This window comes from Vibrio sp. 10N.222.51.C5 (assembly GCF_041474575.1).
GTDB lineage: Bacteria > Pseudomonadota > Gammaproteobacteria > Enterobacterales > Vibrionaceae > Vibrio > Vibrio crassostreae_C.
In genome coordinates this window covers 57,266-74,633 of sequence record NZ_JBFRUJ010000015.1, presented here as the reverse complement: position 1 = coordinate 74,633, position 17,368 = coordinate 57,266, and the positions used below count along the sequence as shown (strand labels likewise).

Below are 17,368 nucleotides of genomic sequence, written 5' to 3'. Positions count from 1 at the left end.
ATGGAATTAACGGGTTACTCTTTAGGGCTCGTCGAAGCAAGCTGGATGACTGTTCAGCTTGCGTTCGTAAGCCTATTGGTTGGATTGGTTCTAGCAGTTTTGTTTGCAAGTGGTGAGATGTCTCGTCGTATTGCAATCAAATGGCCAACGACTGCATTTGTGACGATTGTTCGTGGTTTACCAGAAATTCTGGTCGTACTGTTTATCTACTTTGGTTCGACACAAGTTCTGTTCATGATCACTGGCGACTTCATAGAAGTGAGCCCGTTCTTATCTGGTGTTGTTGCACTGTCACTTATCTTTGCTTCTTACGCTTCACAAACCATCCGTGGTGCTTTGAAAGCAGTAAGCAAAGGGCAGAGAGAAGCAGCAAGCGCGCTTGGTATCTCTCAATCGCGTTCATTCTTTCGTATCGTGTTACCTCAAGCGGTAAGACACGCACTACCAGGGTTAACCAACCAATGGTTAGTGTTATTGAAAGACACTGCATTAGTTTCGCTAATTGGCGTAACAGATTTGTTGAAACAAGCACAACTAACATCCGCTGCAACGCACGAAGCATTTACTTGGTACGCGACAGCAGCAGCAATCTACTTGGTCATCACTTTAATCACACAAAGATTGGTAAAAGTGATTGATGGTAAGTTCTCTATTCAAGGTTTGGGTAACAAAGGGGCAATGGCATGAATCAACAATACCTCTCTCAAATGCTTGAAGGCTTAGTGACCAGTCTTCAACTCACAGGCGCTTCATTGCTTGTTGGTTGTATCTTGTCACTGCTGATGACGGTAACGCTAATTCTAAGAATACCGGCGATTCACTGGTTCACTCGTGGCATCATCACGCTGTTCACTGGCACACCATTGTTGGTTCAAATCTTCTTGGTGTATTACGGCCCGGGTCAGTTCGATTGGATTCGTGAAAGCTTCATGTGGACTTGGTTAAGCCAACCTTGGTTCTGCGCAATGTTAGCATTAGCTTTGAACACCGCGGCATACAGCACGCTACTGTTCAGAGGCGCATTCAACGCCATTCCAGCAGGGCAGTGGGAAGCATGTCGCGCACTTGGTATGGACAAAATCGCAACGCTGAAAGTGTTACTGCCATATGCACTACGCCGCGCTGTTCCAGCTTACTCGAACGAAGTGATTCTAGTCTTCAAAGGCACGTCATTGGCAAGCACCATCACCATCATGGATTTGATGGGCTACGCACAGCGTATCAACGGCCAAACCTACGACACGCTAACCGTGTTCGGCATTGCTGGCGCATTCTACTTAGCAGTAAACGGTGTACTAACGCTGATCTTCCGTCAGGTAGAGAAGAAGGCCCTCGCATTCGAAGCGGCGTAAGCTAGCCACTCACAAGCTTAACTAACGTATAAAGCCTGCCATTTATGTTCGCATAAATGGCAGGCTTTTTTGTGTTTTGGGGTATCTGTGGAGTGCTGTATTTATATCCAGTAGGGTGGGTTTTTTGCGAAATTCATACTATATGGAAATATTCTGCATTTTGTCATTCAATGAGTCGATCTATGTTTTAAGTCACTGAATTGCTGTGATTAATCGTGGTAAATTGCTGTGCATATGAAACTAGATAGAATGATTCTGTATTTAAATGCACAATTTTTCTGTCTAATAGCTGTTATGTGATTGAGGAAGCTAATGAGTTCAGAAGTGGAAAATAATAAAGAAAAGGCGTTAGTTGATCCTCTATCTGAAGTGACGAGGAAAGAAAGAAGAATGCTCTTGGGGCTCAGTATTCTGGGAGTGTTTTTTGCCAAAACGGGCATTGTTCCAAGTAAAGTTAATGCCTTAGGTATTGAATTGGCGGCAACTGAGCAAAGCTCGTTTTTCTATGTTCTTGCTGCAATGCTAGTGTACTTTGTATTCGCGTTTGCTCTTTATGCTTTTTCTGACTTTATAGTCTGGAAAAAGGCAGTCATTGAATTGGATGTCTCAGAGTATATGAATTATGTAATTGAACGAGAAAATGAGTATCGACAGCAAAACCCTATTGACGAGGAAGTTAGTTCGTCGCGATTGATGTTATATCGCAAGAATAGAGTGTGGTTATCAGCTAAAAAACCTGTTTCTTTGGCTCGTTCTTTTTTCGAATTTATTTTGCCGATCATCGTGGGTTTAGTGTCGCTATTTATGATTATTGATGCAGCACAAAAAATCGCATAACAAATAAGGATTAAGGTGTTGCGCAGCCAACACTAAATCCCGAGTGTTGAACAAGCCCGAAGCCACTTTATTAAGTAAATTGGTAGAACTCTACTTCTAGTCAATTTTTCAGGTAATACGTGAATATACTTCTGATCATACCTACAGTTTTTTTAACTAAATTTATTGGTTTGCAAATGGGATTCACCTATAACCTGTTTTCAGACCCGTTCAGTCTTAAACTTGCTCTGATTGACCTTGGTTTATTTGTCTTTGTCGGTGCACTTCTTAGTTTTATTTACGACAAGGTCAAACATGCACTCAAGAACGTCAGGAAAAATTAGCCTGACATAGCACTGAAAACGGATGCTCAACGGCGTTATTTTCGGCTTACTTCAATTTCAGTGTTTACGTCGCAATGATTTAAGATCTGTTCGTAACGTCACTCACACCTATACATTGTTTTGCTTTCTACGAGGGAATGAACATGAAAAAAGGAATTTTCAAGAACTTGAAGCTGGCATTAGGGATTGGCTTTGGTGTCGCCATTCATCAGTACTTTTTTATGACGGATGGTACGTTTGATTTCTATCGGCCAATTGTGGCGTTTGCTTTTACGTTTGTAGTGAGCAGCATTGGTACACTTCTAATAGAAAGAATCATGCGTAACAGGGAGGCTAAAGGGGAATCATGACTAAAATCTATTTCGTATGTGGCTTTATCGGTTCGGGTAAGACGACTTACTCGAAAGCGCTTGCAGAAAAGCATGGCGCCTTTCGTTTCTCAATCGATGAGTGGATGATTCCTTTGTATGGCGAGCATATGGAGCGTGAGGTTTTTGATAGCCGGCTGGCTACGTTACAAGGTTTATTCAAGGACTCTGCAATGCAGCTCTTTTCTTTGGGTGTCCCTGTGATTTTTGACTTTGGTTTTTGGCGTGAGTCTGATCGGGATTCTTTTACAAGCTGGGCATCAAACCTAGGCGTGGACAGCGAAGTTCACTACCTTGATGTTCCGTTTGAGACTTGTAAGGAGAGAGCATTCAGCCGTAACTCGGAACTCAATGGTAAGTCTTATGAAATGACACCTGAAATGTTAGATCTGTTTTGGTCTTGGTTTGAGGTTCCAACTTCAAACGAAAATGTTGTTTGGGTTCAACAGGAAGCTCAAAAAGGTATGTAGTTAGGCGCGCAGGTGAGAGGTGTTTTTGTTATCTAGCTTATGTTCTAAGTCTCACGTTACATTGGGTTTGTGAAAGCCTGAGTTGTCCATCGAATAGTCGTGTAATAAGGGCATTTTTCATGCCGGATTTTTGGTAATTAGTTCTTCCTGTCGATTATCGAATTTGTCCTAAACCCACTATTAAGGCAGGGAACCCTAATGAATAGAACGCTATGGTTCGCACTCATTTCGCTTTTGTTTTCAATGACAATGGTATTTTGTACATACAGTTATGGCATAGAGAGCCACGTTGAAGTAACCACACTCACTTTAGTATTGTCTGGCCCTCTGATTTTTACCTTTGCGCTTGTTGTCATTTTTTGTGGCGCACCAGTCATTAGCAAGTACAAGTTACTTGGAACCATCGCAATTTGTGTGCATGGATTTACAGCCTCACTGCATGTGCTGTGGAACGGTTTTATGTTTGTCGATGTGATTAATAAACAAGGCTTAGGTCCGGGACAAGGTTATTCTGGTTTGATACTTTGGGTTGGTAGTATCAAGGCGATGCTACTTGGTTTGGTTGTGGGAGTATGCCTGCATTACTTGCTACGATTTTTTAGAAAGGCTGCAGTAAGATAACTGTTGGCTAGTTAGTGGATTGTTCGTTGTCTATAGGAGTTGCCACTGTGTTTTATACTAAGGAATCCAACAAGGGATTGCTGCTCATCCTTGTTGCGATAAGTGCTTTCATTGTCGTTACCTCTGATAATAACCCCGGGACATTAATCGCTCACGCCATCAACGGCTTAATTGCTTTGCTCTTTTTCTCCATGACAATTGAGGTTAAAGACAATGTACTAAGCTGGTATTTCGGCTTTGGCTTTTGGCGTAAAAATGTAGAAGTGTCAGACATTACAGAGACATCGTTTTATCAAAGCAAGTGGTATCAAGGTATTGGTATCCGAATGCTGAGCGATGGTTGGTTGTATAATGCATCGATAGGTTCAGCGCTTAAGTTAAACCTAAGCAATGGAAAGCATGTTTACATTGGTTGTAAGGATACGGACGGTTTAAAGCTGGCCTTGAAAACCGCTAACGAACAGATAACTCAAAATTGATTTACGAGGCTTGGCACTTTTCGTTTAAAGTTGGGCTAATGTTTAAGGTTCTATGCTTTAAGTGAGCTGGACTTTAATATCACAACAAATGAATCGGAGGTTGAATGGACAGAGCAATCAAAACACATTTCGACGAGTATCCCGATGATGTTCGAGCTCGGCTTGAAGAGTTGCGTTCATTAATCTTTGAGCTTTGCTCTGATTTGGATTTAGGTGAAGTCGAAGAGTCTCTGAAATGGGGCGAGCCGAGTTACAGCGTTAAGACGGGCAGTCCAATTCGAATCGATTGGAAATTAAAATCGCCAAACAACTATTACTTGTTCTTTAACTGCCAAACGAAGCTAATCGACACATTCAGAGAATTGCACGATGGCACATTGGTATTTCAAGGTAATCGTGCAATCGTCTTGAAACTGACTGAACCACTTCCCAAGGCACCAATCAAGCAGTGCTTGGAGTTAGCCTTAACTTATCAGCAACGAAAACATCTCCCACTTCTTGGCGCGTAGTTCTTATATGTTGTCATTATATTTCTTAAACAGGTTTTCTGTGTTCTAGCTATCACTCTTTAAAGTGCTAAGACTGTACCATCTTGATTAGTATCAAGAGGCTAGGGAATCGCTATAACCAACGCTGATTGTATTGCTTACCGTTTAAAAAGGTGTTCTAGTCACCTTGTATTTCAAACTTAAAAGGAAGTTGTATGAATTTAGATAAAGCCAAAAAACGTATCGCAAAGCAGGTTAAAAAAGGCGACCACGGATACCCAAAAATCACGTTAGCGTATTACGGGACGACCAAAGATCTCGCAACGGAAGTCGCGGTTCAATTTATGCTGGGTGAGGGCGATGGTGTTCAAGAAGAGCGTTTTTCTTGTGAAACCGAAATCCGAGATAATGAGTTAGTTCAAACGACGTTACTCAAGATAATCGAGCGAGCAAATGTTAACTCAGTGATTGAAGTTGAAGGCGTGGCTGTTCTTTAGTTTGCTTTAGCCTGGAAACGAAGCCAACACGAGAACTCAGGTGTATAATCCACATTTTTATCAAATTGGGCAGGACACATGGCGATCTCGTTTGAAACTCAAAGACTAAAAGTAGAAGAAGTCGCAGGTGAACTTACTGTTCCTGAACGTTCGGCTCTGCTTGAGCGAGTACCTGGCATTCTAACCTCGTCAGTCGTTGAAAACCTTCCACCATACTTTCATGGTATTGTGTCAGGTGAGCTGGCTGAAATTTGGCTCGACCGAATGTTGTCGGAGAGCCGCTTACTTCAAGTGAAATCCAACGATAATCAATTAATTGGTTTTCTGTTCGCTTATGTAGAAGACGAAAGTGATGCTCATATTGGCTACTTGCTTGCAGAAGAATGCTGGGGCAAGGGTTTCGCGAGTGAGTTATTGCAGAGTTTCATCACAGAAGTCGCAAAAACCGAGTCATGGTTCACACTGATTGGCGGTGTCGACCGTTCAAACATAGCCTCTACACACTTACTTAATAAGCTAGGTTTTGTTGAGCAAGCCTCTGACGAAAGTGCCGTGGTTTTCTATGAATATAAGCTTTCTCGTCTTAACTCTTAATTCTTAACTCTGAGCTCTCAGCTCTTAATTTCTAATCCCTAACTCAAGCCACATCTGCGTTATACATTCATTGCCAATGTTTACGTCAATTGATAGGGAAGAAACCTTATTACACCATTCAACTGAGAACCGAGAGCAGCGAGTCTAGTTAACGTGGGCTAATTCGGCACTCTGTGTTTCATTAGCGACTTTCCAATCGCCCCCTAAGGCTTTATAGAAAACAGGCTTTGTATCCACATTAGACCATACTGGTTTAGCGACCTCGACCATCTACCATTACGATGATTGTTTTAGAGATGATGCTGAGATCAGCGGCAATCCAAGACTTAACCGAACATAGGCTTAGTGCATAACTGTGGTCAAAACCTACTTTACGACGTACATCATCAATACAGGTGTCGTAACCTTGATTTACTTGTGCAAGCCCTGTAATACCAGGCATTACACCGTATGTGCGGTCGGCAAAGTAAGGAATTTCGTTCTCTAGTTTGGTGTAAAAAGTAGGGCGTTCAGGGCGCGGGCCAATTAGAGACATTTCACCTTTCAGTACATTGATCAGTTGTGGCAGTTCATCAAGACGTGTCTTTCTCAAAAAGCGGCCAACAGGCGTGATTCGCGGGTCATTCGCGGTAGCCCAAACTGCACCAGAGCGAGTTTCTGCATCCTCGTACATGCTACGGAATTTCATGATCTCAAAGATTTCCATTTTCTCCGGTGTCGATTTACCAACGCGCAATTGACGGTAGAAAATAGGGCCACGAGAAGTGAGTGCAATCGCCATCGCAATCAACGGAAATACGGGCGCTAGCAAAATCAAAGCAATCAGTGAGCTTACAAAATCGAAAGTACGTTTAGCACGTGAGATTTTGTATTGGTATAGGTTTTGGGTAGATAGCTGTTCGATGTTCATCATAATAAGTCCTTAATGATTTGCTCGTGTCCAAGGTGAGTTTTCTAGTCCGATTAGGTAACGAATGCCACCAATGAAGTTGGCGTAGTGTCCAACTATCAAATAAGAGATTAATGAAATAGGTTTGTTTACTAGACGCTTTGGCAAGATGCAGCCAAGGACGCCAATGGTATAAACGGCAACTTGAGCCCATAACAGCGCTTCAAATACCAAGTAGTTGCTAAGTAAGATTGAGCACACTAAGCACACAATCATTAAATATGGAGTGAGTAGGCGAAGCCCTTTTCCTGAAAAGAACGCAAACGCGATGCCTTTAAACTTCGGGCTGAACAAGGCAAATAATCGAATCGCTTGTTGCATGTTGCCCGCTGAAATACGAAGTCTTCTTTTGAAGTCTGTTTCTAGGTTCGATTCTTCTAGCTCTAATGCAACCATTTGGGTTTCGTATTCGGCGATGTAACCTTGTTTAACGATTTGCATCGGTAAGATGAAATCATCATTAATAGTGTTGAGTGGAAGCAGTTCAAACAGGTGTGTTCTAAACAAGTAGAAAGCGCCATGAGAACCCAAGCTAGAACCTAACGAAGCCTCAGACTCTTTAACCGCGGTTTGGTACTGCCAATACGTGTTTTCGCCTTCATTGCCTGTTGGACAAAGTTGATACGTTGCGTTTACCACTCCAACCTTGTCACTTTCAAAATGAGCGGCAGCTATAAGCAAAGCATCCAATGAAATAAGGGCAGAAACATCACTCATCGCCGTGATATCACTGGTTATACGTGTCACTTCTTCATTAACAACCGCGACTTTACCTCGGTTTACTTGATGGTCATGTATCTCAAAATAGACATCACTGCACATCGCTTCTTGTATGGTCATTTGTGCAATGGCGACTGTGTTATCAGTGCAACCATCGCAAGCGATAATGACTTCCAACTTCTTTTTTGGGTAATCGAGTGAAGCAAGGTTACGAATCTTGTCTGCGATCCACTGTTCTTCGTTAAATGCAGGAACAAGAACGGTGATGGTCGGCAACGTGCAATCTTGCTGTTCCTCTTTGTAGCAACGATGACTCTCTTCAACTTTGCGTGCGGGGTGGCTTTTCGCATACCAACGCAGTAACAAAGGGTAGGCTGCGTGATGATAGACAATCAACGCACCTGAAAACAAACAAAGTCCCGCAAGCAACCAATCAATCATGCGTAAGCTCCTTCTGATATATCGTTGTAAGACGAAACCATTTTGATGATGTCGAAGTTTTCGAGTACGTAACGACGAGGTGACAAAAAGCGTTCATTTTGCTTTTCTAATAGCGCACTAGCTAACCCCACAATGCTGCCGCTTTTGACGAGGGCGCCGCTGACTGGACATAAGGTTTCATCGACGGCACCAACGTCCATTGCGACGGTTGGAATATTGCATGCTTGAGCTTCAAGTGTAGAAAGCGGCAGCCCTTCGTGGCGTGAAGGTAGGCAGAACGTATCCAACGCTCCGTAAAACGTGGTCATGTCTTCAACTAAGCCAAGAAAGATGACTCGGTCACTCAGATTCAAGCGGCTAGTCAGTTGCTCTAGTTGATTGCGTTTAGTACCGCCGCCAGCCAATGCGACAACCATGTTTTCAGGTAAAAGAGTCAGTGCTTTAATAAGTTGGTCTTGGCCTTTGACATGTTCTAGTCGACCTGCACAACCGATGATGTGTTTGTCTGTCGGCAGGTTTAGTTTTGCTCTCGCGTGTTCTTTCGACATTGGCTTAAACTTCTCACAATCAACGCCATTTTTGATGGTAATGATGTTCTCATAAGAAAAAGCAGTGCGTAGTTGGTTATAAACACGTGTCGCGTCGGCAACTAACGTTGGTTGAGCAGCTTTTAAAGCAAGCGCTTGTAATCGACGACGTTTGTTGTTGTTCAGATGCCAAGCGTCATGTTCGGTATGGATTCGAGTTGGAACCCCGGTTACGCGAGCGGCATAACCAGCGTATAACAGTGGGCCAATATGATGGGTATGAACCACATCAGGGCGAATCGCGTTGAAGGCTTTAATTAGCTTAATAATGATATTGAATTGTACGCCTGGTGCTTTATCCAAAAAGACGATTTGCTTTTTGTATGGCTCTAGCTTCGGCCAGTTGTTTATAGACTCTTGTTTAGTACCCTCTAAACTGACAATCAACACTTGGTCTGTTGGTTTGGCAAGGCGTAGCAAATCCAGAGTTAGGGTTTCTAATCCACCCGGTGCAAGGTGCTGAACAACGTGTATGATCTTTTTGCCATGCTTCGTTAAATGCGTATTCATAGTTTGGACCCTGCCTTTATAATTGTTGTTTCGCCTTTCTGACGTTTCTCTTGAAGTAACTTCTTTAAAACGTTTAACTACACAAGGAGATTGCAGGAGTTGTGCCAATTAAATAACCGTTATTTTTCAGTTGTTTAGATTATTTAATTCTAGGGCAGTTTTCATTTCTCAAAATGGGAATCAAAACAAAATACAATTGAATGGCAGTTTGAATCATAGGGCTTGGGTAAATCGAAAGTAGCATTAGAACTTGGGGCTCTAAATAAACAAAACGCCAACCGAGTGTTGGCGTTTTGCTCTAGGATGCACGAAGCTTGGAAACTAGAAAGCTAGGAAGCACGAAGCTAGGAAATTAGAAAGCTGTGAATCTAGCAAGTCAAAAATGGCTTTGAGGCTGACTAGCTCATTTTAGGGATCACCGTTATCACAGGGACACCCAAGATATCTTCGATTTCGTCTTTGCGTTTGATTGAAGAATCAAACAGTTCAAACAATACCGCTAAACCAATACCCAAACCGATACCTGCAACGAATCCAGCCAGAATAAAAACAAAAGTCGGCATGTTAGATTTGACACTCGGTGTGAAAGGCAAATCGATAATCTTCACACGTTTGTTTTGCTCGAATACACCAAGCGAACCCGTTAGTTGAGCCATTTCATAACGCTCTGTCAGTTCATCATATAGTTGACGTTTGATTTCAACTTGACGTTTAAGGCGGTACATCTCTTTTGCATTTTCGCCGAAGTTATTGGCCTTGTGTTCTAATTCGAAAATCATAGTTCGAAGGCTTTTGGTCTCTTCAGTTAAAGACTCAAAGCGAGCACGAACCAGCTGTAGGCTGTGTAATTGAGTGACCAGAAGAGGTTGGGTATCAGAAAGTTTGTTCAGTGTCGTACTACTTGCGATGTCCCAAAGCTGGTCGCTGTTCATCGTTGGCTGGGTTACCTCGAGCAAACTCTTACGTTCATTCTCTAGTCTGTCTAGCTCACGCACTTTAGCTTGCACAGCACTGTGCTTGTCCGTGTATTTAGCTTGTAACAAGGTAAGGTCGCTACGAATGTCGATGATCTGGTCTTCTAATTTACCGATCACAGGGTTGGTTCTTGAAAGTTGTTGGTCGATTGACCCTAAACTTTTTTCGACACCCGATAACTCGGCCTCTTTTTCTGCCAGTGTTTGTTTGAGTGAAGCTAAGCGATTCAAACTTTGGCTCTGTACCTCAGGCGTCGAATGAACATTCTCATTCATGTATGCAGCTAGCGCTTCTTCTGCTTCTGCAAGCTCTGCGCTACGTTTGTCGATATGGATTTTCAAGAAGTTACTTGAATCTTCAATCGATGAACGTTCCGGTGCGAGTAACTGTTCAATGAAATGTTCACTTACCGAGCGCAGCGTCGCTTCCATTCCATTTGGTGTGTTCGACGTTAGACTTATCTTTAGAAAATCTTTTCCAAGCTGAGTCACCGTTAGACGTTGAGACAGGTCAGTAATGATCTCTTGTTTCTCAATTTCAGGCATATCTGGTGTGGTTAATTGCAGTTCATCAGCGACCGAGTAAAGCACATGTCGACTGTGAAGCAGTGTTCTCAATGCGTTAAGTCGATCTTTGAGCATCGTCGAAACGGCAATGTCTTCCAAGAATGGATTCATCTTGGCCGTTTCTTGAATCAACATACTGGTATGCGCGTCATATTTAGTTGGAGCCAACTTGCTCACACCAAAGCCTACAAAGGGCAAAATAAGCATTGGCAGAACGATAACGTAGCGTTGGCGCCACATCGCATTGATGATGACTAATAACCGCAATTTCAGATTATTCATAATAGCTCCAACATCCAATGTACGAAGTTACCACGGTTCTGCCAGCTCTCTTGTTCGACGACAGAGATAGGTGAGTTGCTTAGCTCGCGTGCATGATCAAGCGCCCAAATCATTTGGTTGGCACTGCCAACCGTGGTTACGTGCCCTTGATATGGAACCAAAGCAGGGAACGGTGTTGTGATAATTGGTGTGCCCGCCGCAAGGTATTCCATTAGTTTGAGTGGGCTACACGCTCGGATCTGCTCGTTATCAACAAACGGCAACAAGCTCACATCCCAGTGTTGAGAATAGCTTGGTAGCGTGTGGTGTGGACGAGGGCCAAGGTAATGTACGTTACTCAACTTAGGCAGCATGAGCGTATCAAGTTCGTTTGGACCTATGAAAACAAAGTCCCATTCCGGCATCGCATTCGCAACATGATCAATCATTTCATAATCAAGCCATTTAGAAAGACTGCCATAAAAACCAGCAATAGGGCGGTGGTTGCTTGGTAAATCTTTTGCTCTTGGTGCGGGTGTTGAAAACAGGTTTACGTCGACACCATGTGGTAGCAAGTGCGCTTTATGCTTTGGAAATTTACCCATCAATTTTTTGCTAGCCGCGAATATAAGCGTTGATTTTTCGATTAGCTCTGATTCGTGCTGTGCAACGGTGTCATGATCAACACCAGCCAGCGCGCTAAAATCATCACCGCAGTAATAGACCACAGATGACTCGCCTAAGTGTCCGCACAAATCAACAGCGGTCGGAAGAGAAGTCCATAGGATAGGCGCGTTCAGATTAAGCTCCGCAATAATCGGTTTTAGTTGGTGCAACATCATTTGCTGAGCCAACTTTCTAGAAAATTTAGAAGCAGGCGCAGGGATTGTCTTTAAGTTAACGATAGTAATGTTGTCGTGTCCCTCAGAGTCGAGCATGTTTTGAGTTACGGCCTTGGTTTTACCAAACAACTTGTTGAACGCTCGGTTTGCATCTTTAGCGGACAGCTTCGGTTGTCTTAAGCCAATTGAGTTGACCCATAAGACTTTGTGCTGCTTAGCAAGGTGACGAACTAAATGTTGAGTCGATGAAGGTAGGCCACCAAAGTCTTCACCAAATACGATTAAATCACGCATGGTCACCTCCATGAGTCTCTAACGAATCGAACATATCGGATTCTGTCACTTCAACGGGTTTGATGTGACCGACAACTCGAGCTGGGTTACCGCCTGCGATTGCAAAAGCCGGGATGTTCTTTGTTACTACGCTGCCTGCGGCTATTACGGCACCTTCGCCGATGGTTACGCCACCTTTAACCGTCACATTCGTGCCTAACCAAACATCGGGTTCAAGAATGATGTCACCGATTTGCTGAGGGTCGTCACCTTCACCTAGCGCTCGGCGTTTTGCATCAAGCGGGTGTCCAGAGTATCCAAATAGAAAAGCGCCGCCTGCGATTCGTACGTTGTCAGAGATAACCACTTTACCTCCAACAGCGATAGTCGACTGCCAACCAATGTCGACGTTATTGCCAATCGACAATAGTGGGTGTTCCAAGCCTTCAAGTTGTTGAGTACAACCAGAGAATGTCGTGTGGCCAGAGATACGGCAGTTGTCGCCAATCGTAATTTGCACCGGACCGCTGACGAAAGGCAGTCCACCATACAAATACAGGCGTTTGCCACATTGAGCCACACGACCTTTGAAAGCCGGAGTCCAGTAGAAGAATCGCGTAAAGCCAGAAACCAGATTCACCACTAGCTTGTGCGCTTGATATAGACAGCGATTAAATAGTTTAGGGGTAGGTAGCTCTGCGCTTCTGATGTTTTTCAAAATGAAAAACACATTTCTAATTCGAGAATTAGGATGAAACTTAAGCCAATGTTTGAATTGATGTATAGATACTGACGTCATAATGAAAATCCTCTTTTTTGTTATATAGAAGTACTTTCATATATTGTGCCATCTAATAAATATAATATTTTCAATAAGTTAAAATGTGTCTTTTAGGTTTTCTCATTTTGACAGGCAGTTTGAGATACATTTGAGACGCAAACTGTGAGTGCTGCGAGGATATAAATCGGCCAGTTGAAGCCTTGAGTCAAAAATGTACCCGACACGATTGTTCCAATCAGACCTGCATAGATCGCATAGGCGACCGCATTGAGTTCGGGGGCGATTTCTGTGGCCGAGTTTTTTAACCTCGTTAGCGTAGAGCGAGAGGTTTTGATCAAAGCAACGATAAGGCAGACAAAAATGATCAGACCAATAAAGCCTGTTTCTGCCAACACACCAAACCAGGTACTGTGAACGGCGTGATTCAGTCCGTCCCAATGCGAACTGTAAAAGAAGTAGTTCGAGAAGAAGTTGTTCAACCCTACGCCGGTCAGTGGATTCTCAACTGCCATCTTTATTGCTGCTTCCCAAGCATAGATTCGACCCATTGCAGATTCATCGATACCTTGTTCAGCGGCACCACCAGAAGATCTGTCTGAGATACCAGCAACTAAATAGAGCACCACGGCCGCGACAGTTCCCACTGAGATTAAGAGAACTTTAGAGCGCACTAGCTTCCACGCAAAAATACCAATCACCGCAATACACCCCAGTAGTCCGCCACGGCTTTGAGTGGCAATAATGGCGGCGAGCAGTAACAGACAAACTAAGGCACTGATTAAACGTTTGGATCGTGAGATGCCAGTCGTGGTGGCTTGGCTTATTGTAAAGGCGAGTGGGAACATCAGTACCAGTGCTAGGTCGTTCGGGTCACCTAACATAGAGCCAAAATCGCGGCCAATAGTCACGCGTGAGCCCTCGACAAGCCCAATACCATTTACTGAGTTGTACACGGCAATAGAGCTGACTAAAGCGCCAGCGTAGATAATCGTCATCGCGGTTTTTGCGAGATTTTCCGTGGTGTTTACTAGCCAAGTAATCGCAAGCGTCATCACTATAATTTTCCAATAAACGCCCTTGAATTCTGCTAGTGCTATTGGCCTGTTGGACGCGAAGATAATACCAATGAAAACCAATACCCAAAATATGGCGAGCCAATTTAAACAAGGGTGCCAGAAGATTTTAAGTTCTTTACTGATTAATGCATGCCATAGAAGAGCCGACAGAGCGCCTAATGAAAGCATCAGCGGTATTTTTAGCGAATAGAGCTGAGGTATAGCTTCGTGAATTCGGAAAAATGAAAAGACAACGAACAGTAAAACTAACCAGAATGTTTTGTTTAACACGAATAACCCGGCCAATGGCACAAGAGCGAGCGCCACAATGACAGCAGGGTGAGGCACAAAGTACCAAACAACACCAAGCCCAACACACAAGGTGCTGATCGTGATGATGACTGGCAATCTATTGGCTTCAGGGTTGACCATTGTGACCTCTATTGGCAAATAAACTCTTTATGACTCGGCTCGTTATCTTTTTAAGACGTAGTTACGCCTGATGTTAAAGATTGCAAAGTGAGTGCCAGTTATGCATTTTGTTTAACTTACTGATTTAATGTTGGATTATTAAGTGAGGGCGTAGCCTTGAGGTGAGTTTTGTCATTTTGAGAATCAGTATAAAACTGACTAAAGTACTTAAATCATCAAGCCCAAATAACCAGTTATCGACTAAGGCTAGAATTAACGGTCGAGTTGATAGATTTCCAACAACTGCGGGACAACGGCTTGTGGAGAGTATTGGTTTTTCACGGTTTCTATCGCGTGACTCTTGAGAGAGTCACGTTGCTCGTTCGTCAATGACATCCACAAAGATAAAAACTGTTCTAGCTCAGCTTCTGAATTTGCAAGGTAGCCGTTAACTTGATGCTCGATGAGTTGAGGCAAGTTACCAACTGAGGTGGCGAGAACGGGAATGCCACGAATCATGGCTTCTAATGCCGCCATAGGTAAGCCTTCAAAGCGAGAAGGGATGATTAACAGATCGATTTGGCTCCAGACGTCGTCCATATTGGTCTGATGCCCATGAAAGGTCACATTATCAGGCTGCGATTTAACTAAGATGTCCATTTCTGGCCCGTCACCAAAAAGCTCAAACCGAACATCAGGAAACTGTTTGGCTAATGCAACAAATCGATCAGGCGCTTTTTCATGGCTCAATCGCCCCACAAAACCAACATGGAATGGGCTTGATGAAGGGGAGCTTGTTAACCCGGTTGGCATTTTAACAAAGTTATTCAATTGATGGGTTTGACTCGGCACTTTCGCTTTAATCTTTTCACTGACCACGAGCGACTGATCAGAAAGAAAACTGCTGTAACGGTCGAGCCAATCATAAAGCCATACTTTGCCTGTTGGGGTTTCACCTGCGTGATAAGTGGTGATTTGCTTTGTGTTGTTGAAACGAGGCGGAAGCTTGATTAACTTGCTGACCAAACTGGCTTTGTAACCATGAGCATGGATAAGCCTTGGTTGATAATGTTGAACTGCACGTTTCAGCTGTGTCGCGCTATTGCCATTTGAATCTACAGAACATGAGGCTAAATCGGAGAGGTAACTAAAAGGGATGTTCAGCGCATTCAACTTTTCAACGATGATCGCTTCAGGATTAAACTTAGTCAAAAGAACGATACGAACAGCCTCTGAATACTGAGCGCTTTCCGATATCAGGCCTTGTGCTAATTCTAAAACATGCGTTTCTATGCCTCCAAAAGTTTGGCTGTCGATCAACAGCCAAATCTCATGAAGGTTTATGTCGAGTATACCTTGGTTAGGCTTGATTGTACTCATCTTCCGATTCCCAAGCCTGTTTCTTACGATAAACAGTAGAAGGGCTAAGTTCTAACAGCACAGCAGCGTTTAACACATTCCCATCGCAATGATTGATGGCATGTTGAATGGCTTCACGTTCTATTTGCCACATTGGACGAATAGCACCTTCGCTTGTGGTAAATGCAGGCGTCATCGGCTCGTTGTGAGCTTGAGCGACTGACGATTGTTCCAACTCTTCCGGAGTAATCGGTGGCAACTTAGCTTCTGGTGCTTCAACAACTGCAGGTTGAGGCGCAGTTACTCGAATTGGTGTCACTGATTTAGATGATGGAGCGGCATCTACTTTATTAATCGGAGGCGGTAACATGTCTTTAGTCACGCTCGTTTCATTGTTCAACACCACTATGTTACGGATGATGTTTTGCAACTGACGCACATTGCCTGGCCACGCATAACGTTTAAGTAGATTCTGCGTTTCTTTGTCTATTGATTTAAACTTCTTCTTATCTTGCTTCGCGTACAGCTTCAAGAAATGATTGCAAAGAGTGACAATGTCACTCCCTCGCTCGCGAAGCGGTGGCATCTCGATAGGCACAACGTGAACACGATAGTAAAGGTCTTCTCTAAAACGTCCTTCTTCTACTTCAACCAGTGGATCGCGGTTGGTCGCACAGATAATTCTGACATCCACTTTAATCTCGCGGTTGCCACCGAGTGGAGTAAACGTACCAGTTTGCAAAAATCTGAGGAGCTTCTTCTGCATCTCCAGTTCCATTTCACAAAGCTCATCGAGAAATAGGGTACCGCCATGCGCTTGCATTGCTGCACCTTTCCGGTCGGTTGTCGCACCGGTAAACGCACCTTTAACGTGACCGAAGATTTCACTCTCCATTAGGTCTCGAGGGATAGCGCCGCAGTTAATGGCCACGAAGGGTTTACCATTACGCTGACTCTCTTGGTGAATCGCTTCCGCACACACTTCTTTACCTGTACCACTTTCGCCGTTAATAAACACGCTGGCAGTGGTTGGTGCTACCGAATCAATGATCTTGTAAACCGCCTGCATGGGTAGGCAAGAGCCAATGAAATTATGAAAACGATCACGATCGAATTTGCTTTGCATGTTATCGACGAGGTTTTCGAGTTTCGCTCTTTTTAGATGCAAGCTAACAGAGGTCTTGAGTCGATCGGCTTGAATGGGTTTCTCTAAGAAGTCTTCTGCACCGCGTTGGATAAGGTCTACCGCGATGTTTACTGAACCATGCGCTGTCGCGATGATGACAGCGGTCGGTATTTCGTTAGCAGTAATCCAATCTAAGACTTCTTCGCCTGGCATGTCAGGAAGCTTAAGGTCGAGAATCACAAGCTGTGGAGAGTGCCTTTCAATGAAGGTCTTAGCTTCCGCGCCGGTTTCGACGTGGAAAATATCATAGGGCTCGTCTTTTACGTACTGCTTGTAGAGTACGGCGAGTGAGGTGGAGTCTTCAACTAACAATACCTTAGGGCGCATTGTGTATTCCTTTTGAAACTTTATCCTAACCAATCAATAACATAGTGATATGCAACCATCAATACGAGTCTTGTGTATTTGTTATCTACCACATGC

At 43.7% G+C, this 17,368-nt stretch carries 19 protein-coding genes; 10 read left to right on the top strand and 9 right to left on the bottom strand.

Going from position 1 to position 17,368, the window contains the following annotated elements; all coding sequences use genetic code 11:
• The 10 genes from artQ (at position 1) to AB4558_RS05375 (ending at position 6,029) form a co-directional block, all read left to right on the top strand.
• The gene (gene artQ / locus AB4558_RS05420) at positions 1 to 687 is read left to right on the top strand and encodes an arginine ABC transporter permease ArtQ (RefSeq protein WP_017083621.1); all 687 of its coding nucleotides are present in this window, start codon (positions 1 to 3) and stop codon (positions 685 to 687) included.
• Positions 684 to 1,352: an arginine ABC transporter permease ArtM gene (gene artM, locus AB4558_RS05415; protein WP_050645159.1), complete on the top strand. Its 669-nt coding sequence runs from the start codon at positions 684 to 686 to the stop codon at positions 1,350 to 1,352. The genes artQ and artM overlap by 4 nt, the downstream gene beginning before the upstream one ends.
• 312 nt (positions 1,353 to 1,664) lie before the next feature.
• Complete coding sequence (locus AB4558_RS05410) at positions 1,665 to 2,189, top strand: hypothetical protein (RefSeq protein WP_372158281.1); 525 nt, start codon at positions 1,665 to 1,667, stop codon at positions 2,187 to 2,189.
• A gap of 466 nt (positions 2,190 to 2,655) precedes the next feature.
• Positions 2,656 to 2,862: a hypothetical protein gene (locus AB4558_RS05405; RefSeq protein ID WP_102333313.1), complete on the top strand. Its 207-nt coding sequence runs from the start codon at positions 2,656 to 2,658 to the stop codon at positions 2,860 to 2,862.
• Entirely contained in the window at positions 2,859 to 3,350 is a 492-nt protein-coding gene (locus AB4558_RS05400) for an ATP-binding protein (RefSeq protein WP_229647960.1), read from the top strand. The genes AB4558_RS05405 and AB4558_RS05400 overlap by 4 nt, the downstream gene beginning before the upstream one ends.
• 198 nt (positions 3,351 to 3,548) lie before the next feature.
• Positions 3,549 to 3,971, top strand: a complete 423-nt coding sequence (locus tag AB4558_RS05395) for a hypothetical protein (RefSeq protein ID WP_017068350.1) — start codon at positions 3,549 to 3,551, stop codon at positions 3,969 to 3,971.
• A 26-nt stretch (positions 3,972 to 3,997) separates the two neighbouring features.
• On the top strand, positions 3,998 to 4,450 hold the full coding sequence (locus AB4558_RS05390; RefSeq protein ID WP_372158277.1) for a hypothetical protein: 453 nt from the start codon (positions 3,998 to 4,000) through the stop codon (positions 4,448 to 4,450).
• A 104-nt stretch (positions 4,451 to 4,554) separates the two neighbouring features.
• Positions 4,555 to 4,959, top strand: a complete 405-nt coding sequence (locus AB4558_RS05385) for a DUF1801 domain-containing protein (protein WP_017059576.1) — start codon at positions 4,555 to 4,557, stop codon at positions 4,957 to 4,959.
• Between the two features lie 194 nt (positions 4,960 to 5,153).
• Positions 5,154 to 5,435 carry a hypothetical protein gene (locus tag AB4558_RS05380; protein WP_017059577.1) on the top strand — a complete coding sequence of 94 codons (282 nt, stop codon included), beginning with the start codon at positions 5,154 to 5,156 and terminating at the stop codon, positions 5,433 to 5,435.
• Positions 5,436 to 5,513: 78 nt separating this feature from the next.
• Positions 5,514 to 6,029 (top strand): GNAT family N-acetyltransferase, encoded by a 516-nt coding sequence (locus tag AB4558_RS05375; protein WP_017070861.1) that lies wholly within the window; start codon positions 5,514 to 5,516, stop codon positions 6,027 to 6,029.
• Between the two features lie 253 nt (positions 6,030 to 6,282).
• Here AB4558_RS05375 and AB4558_RS05370 read toward each other — a convergent pair whose 3' ends face one another.
• From AB4558_RS05370 to AB4558_RS05330, 9 genes are all read right to left on the bottom strand, one after another.
• On the bottom strand, positions 6,283 to 6,942 hold the full coding sequence (locus tag AB4558_RS05370) for a sugar transferase (RefSeq protein WP_017063903.1): 660 nt from the start codon (positions 6,940 to 6,942) through the stop codon (positions 6,283 to 6,285).
• A gap of 9 nt (positions 6,943 to 6,951) precedes the next feature.
• On the bottom strand, positions 6,952 to 8,139 hold the full coding sequence (locus AB4558_RS05365) for a glycosyltransferase family 2 protein (RefSeq protein WP_017059581.1): 1,188 nt from the start codon (positions 8,137 to 8,139) through the stop codon (positions 6,952 to 6,954).
• On the bottom strand, positions 8,136 to 9,236 hold the full coding sequence (locus AB4558_RS05360; protein ID WP_372158273.1) for a glycosyltransferase: 1,101 nt from the start codon (positions 9,234 to 9,236) through the stop codon (positions 8,136 to 8,138). The genes AB4558_RS05365 and AB4558_RS05360 overlap by 4 nt, the downstream gene beginning before the upstream one ends.
• 398 nt (positions 9,237 to 9,634) lie before the next feature.
• Positions 9,635 to 11,059 carry a Wzz/FepE/Etk N-terminal domain-containing protein gene (locus AB4558_RS05355; RefSeq protein ID WP_017063900.1) on the bottom strand — a complete coding sequence of 475 codons (1,425 nt, stop codon included), beginning with the start codon at positions 11,057 to 11,059 and terminating at the stop codon, positions 9,635 to 9,637.
• The gene (locus tag AB4558_RS05350; RefSeq protein ID WP_372158270.1) at positions 11,056 to 12,174 is read right to left on the bottom strand and encodes a glycosyltransferase; all 1,119 of its coding nucleotides are present in this window, start codon (positions 12,172 to 12,174) and stop codon (positions 11,056 to 11,058) included. Before AB4558_RS05350 ends, AB4558_RS05355 begins: the two co-directional genes overlap by 4 nt.
• Positions 12,167 to 12,952, bottom strand: a complete 786-nt coding sequence (locus AB4558_RS05345) for a DapH/DapD/GlmU-related protein (protein WP_017059585.1) — start codon at positions 12,950 to 12,952, stop codon at positions 12,167 to 12,169. Before AB4558_RS05345 ends, AB4558_RS05350 begins: the two co-directional genes overlap by 8 nt.
• 92 nt (positions 12,953 to 13,044) lie before the next feature.
• Positions 13,045 to 14,421: an O-antigen ligase family protein gene (locus AB4558_RS05340; protein ID WP_136982666.1), complete on the bottom strand. Its 1,377-nt coding sequence runs from the start codon at positions 14,419 to 14,421 to the stop codon at positions 13,045 to 13,047.
• Positions 14,422 to 14,673: 252 nt separating this feature from the next.
• Positions 14,674 to 15,780, bottom strand: coding sequence for a glycosyltransferase family 4 protein (locus tag AB4558_RS05335; protein ID WP_102320216.1), 1,107 nt, complete (start codon positions 15,778 to 15,780; stop codon positions 14,674 to 14,676).
• Positions 15,761 to 17,272 (bottom strand): sigma-54 dependent transcriptional regulator, encoded by a 1,512-nt coding sequence (locus tag AB4558_RS05330; RefSeq protein WP_136978470.1) that lies wholly within the window; start codon positions 17,270 to 17,272, stop codon positions 15,761 to 15,763. Before AB4558_RS05330 ends, AB4558_RS05335 begins: the two co-directional genes overlap by 20 nt.
• Positions 17,273 to 17,368 lie beyond the last annotated feature (96 nt).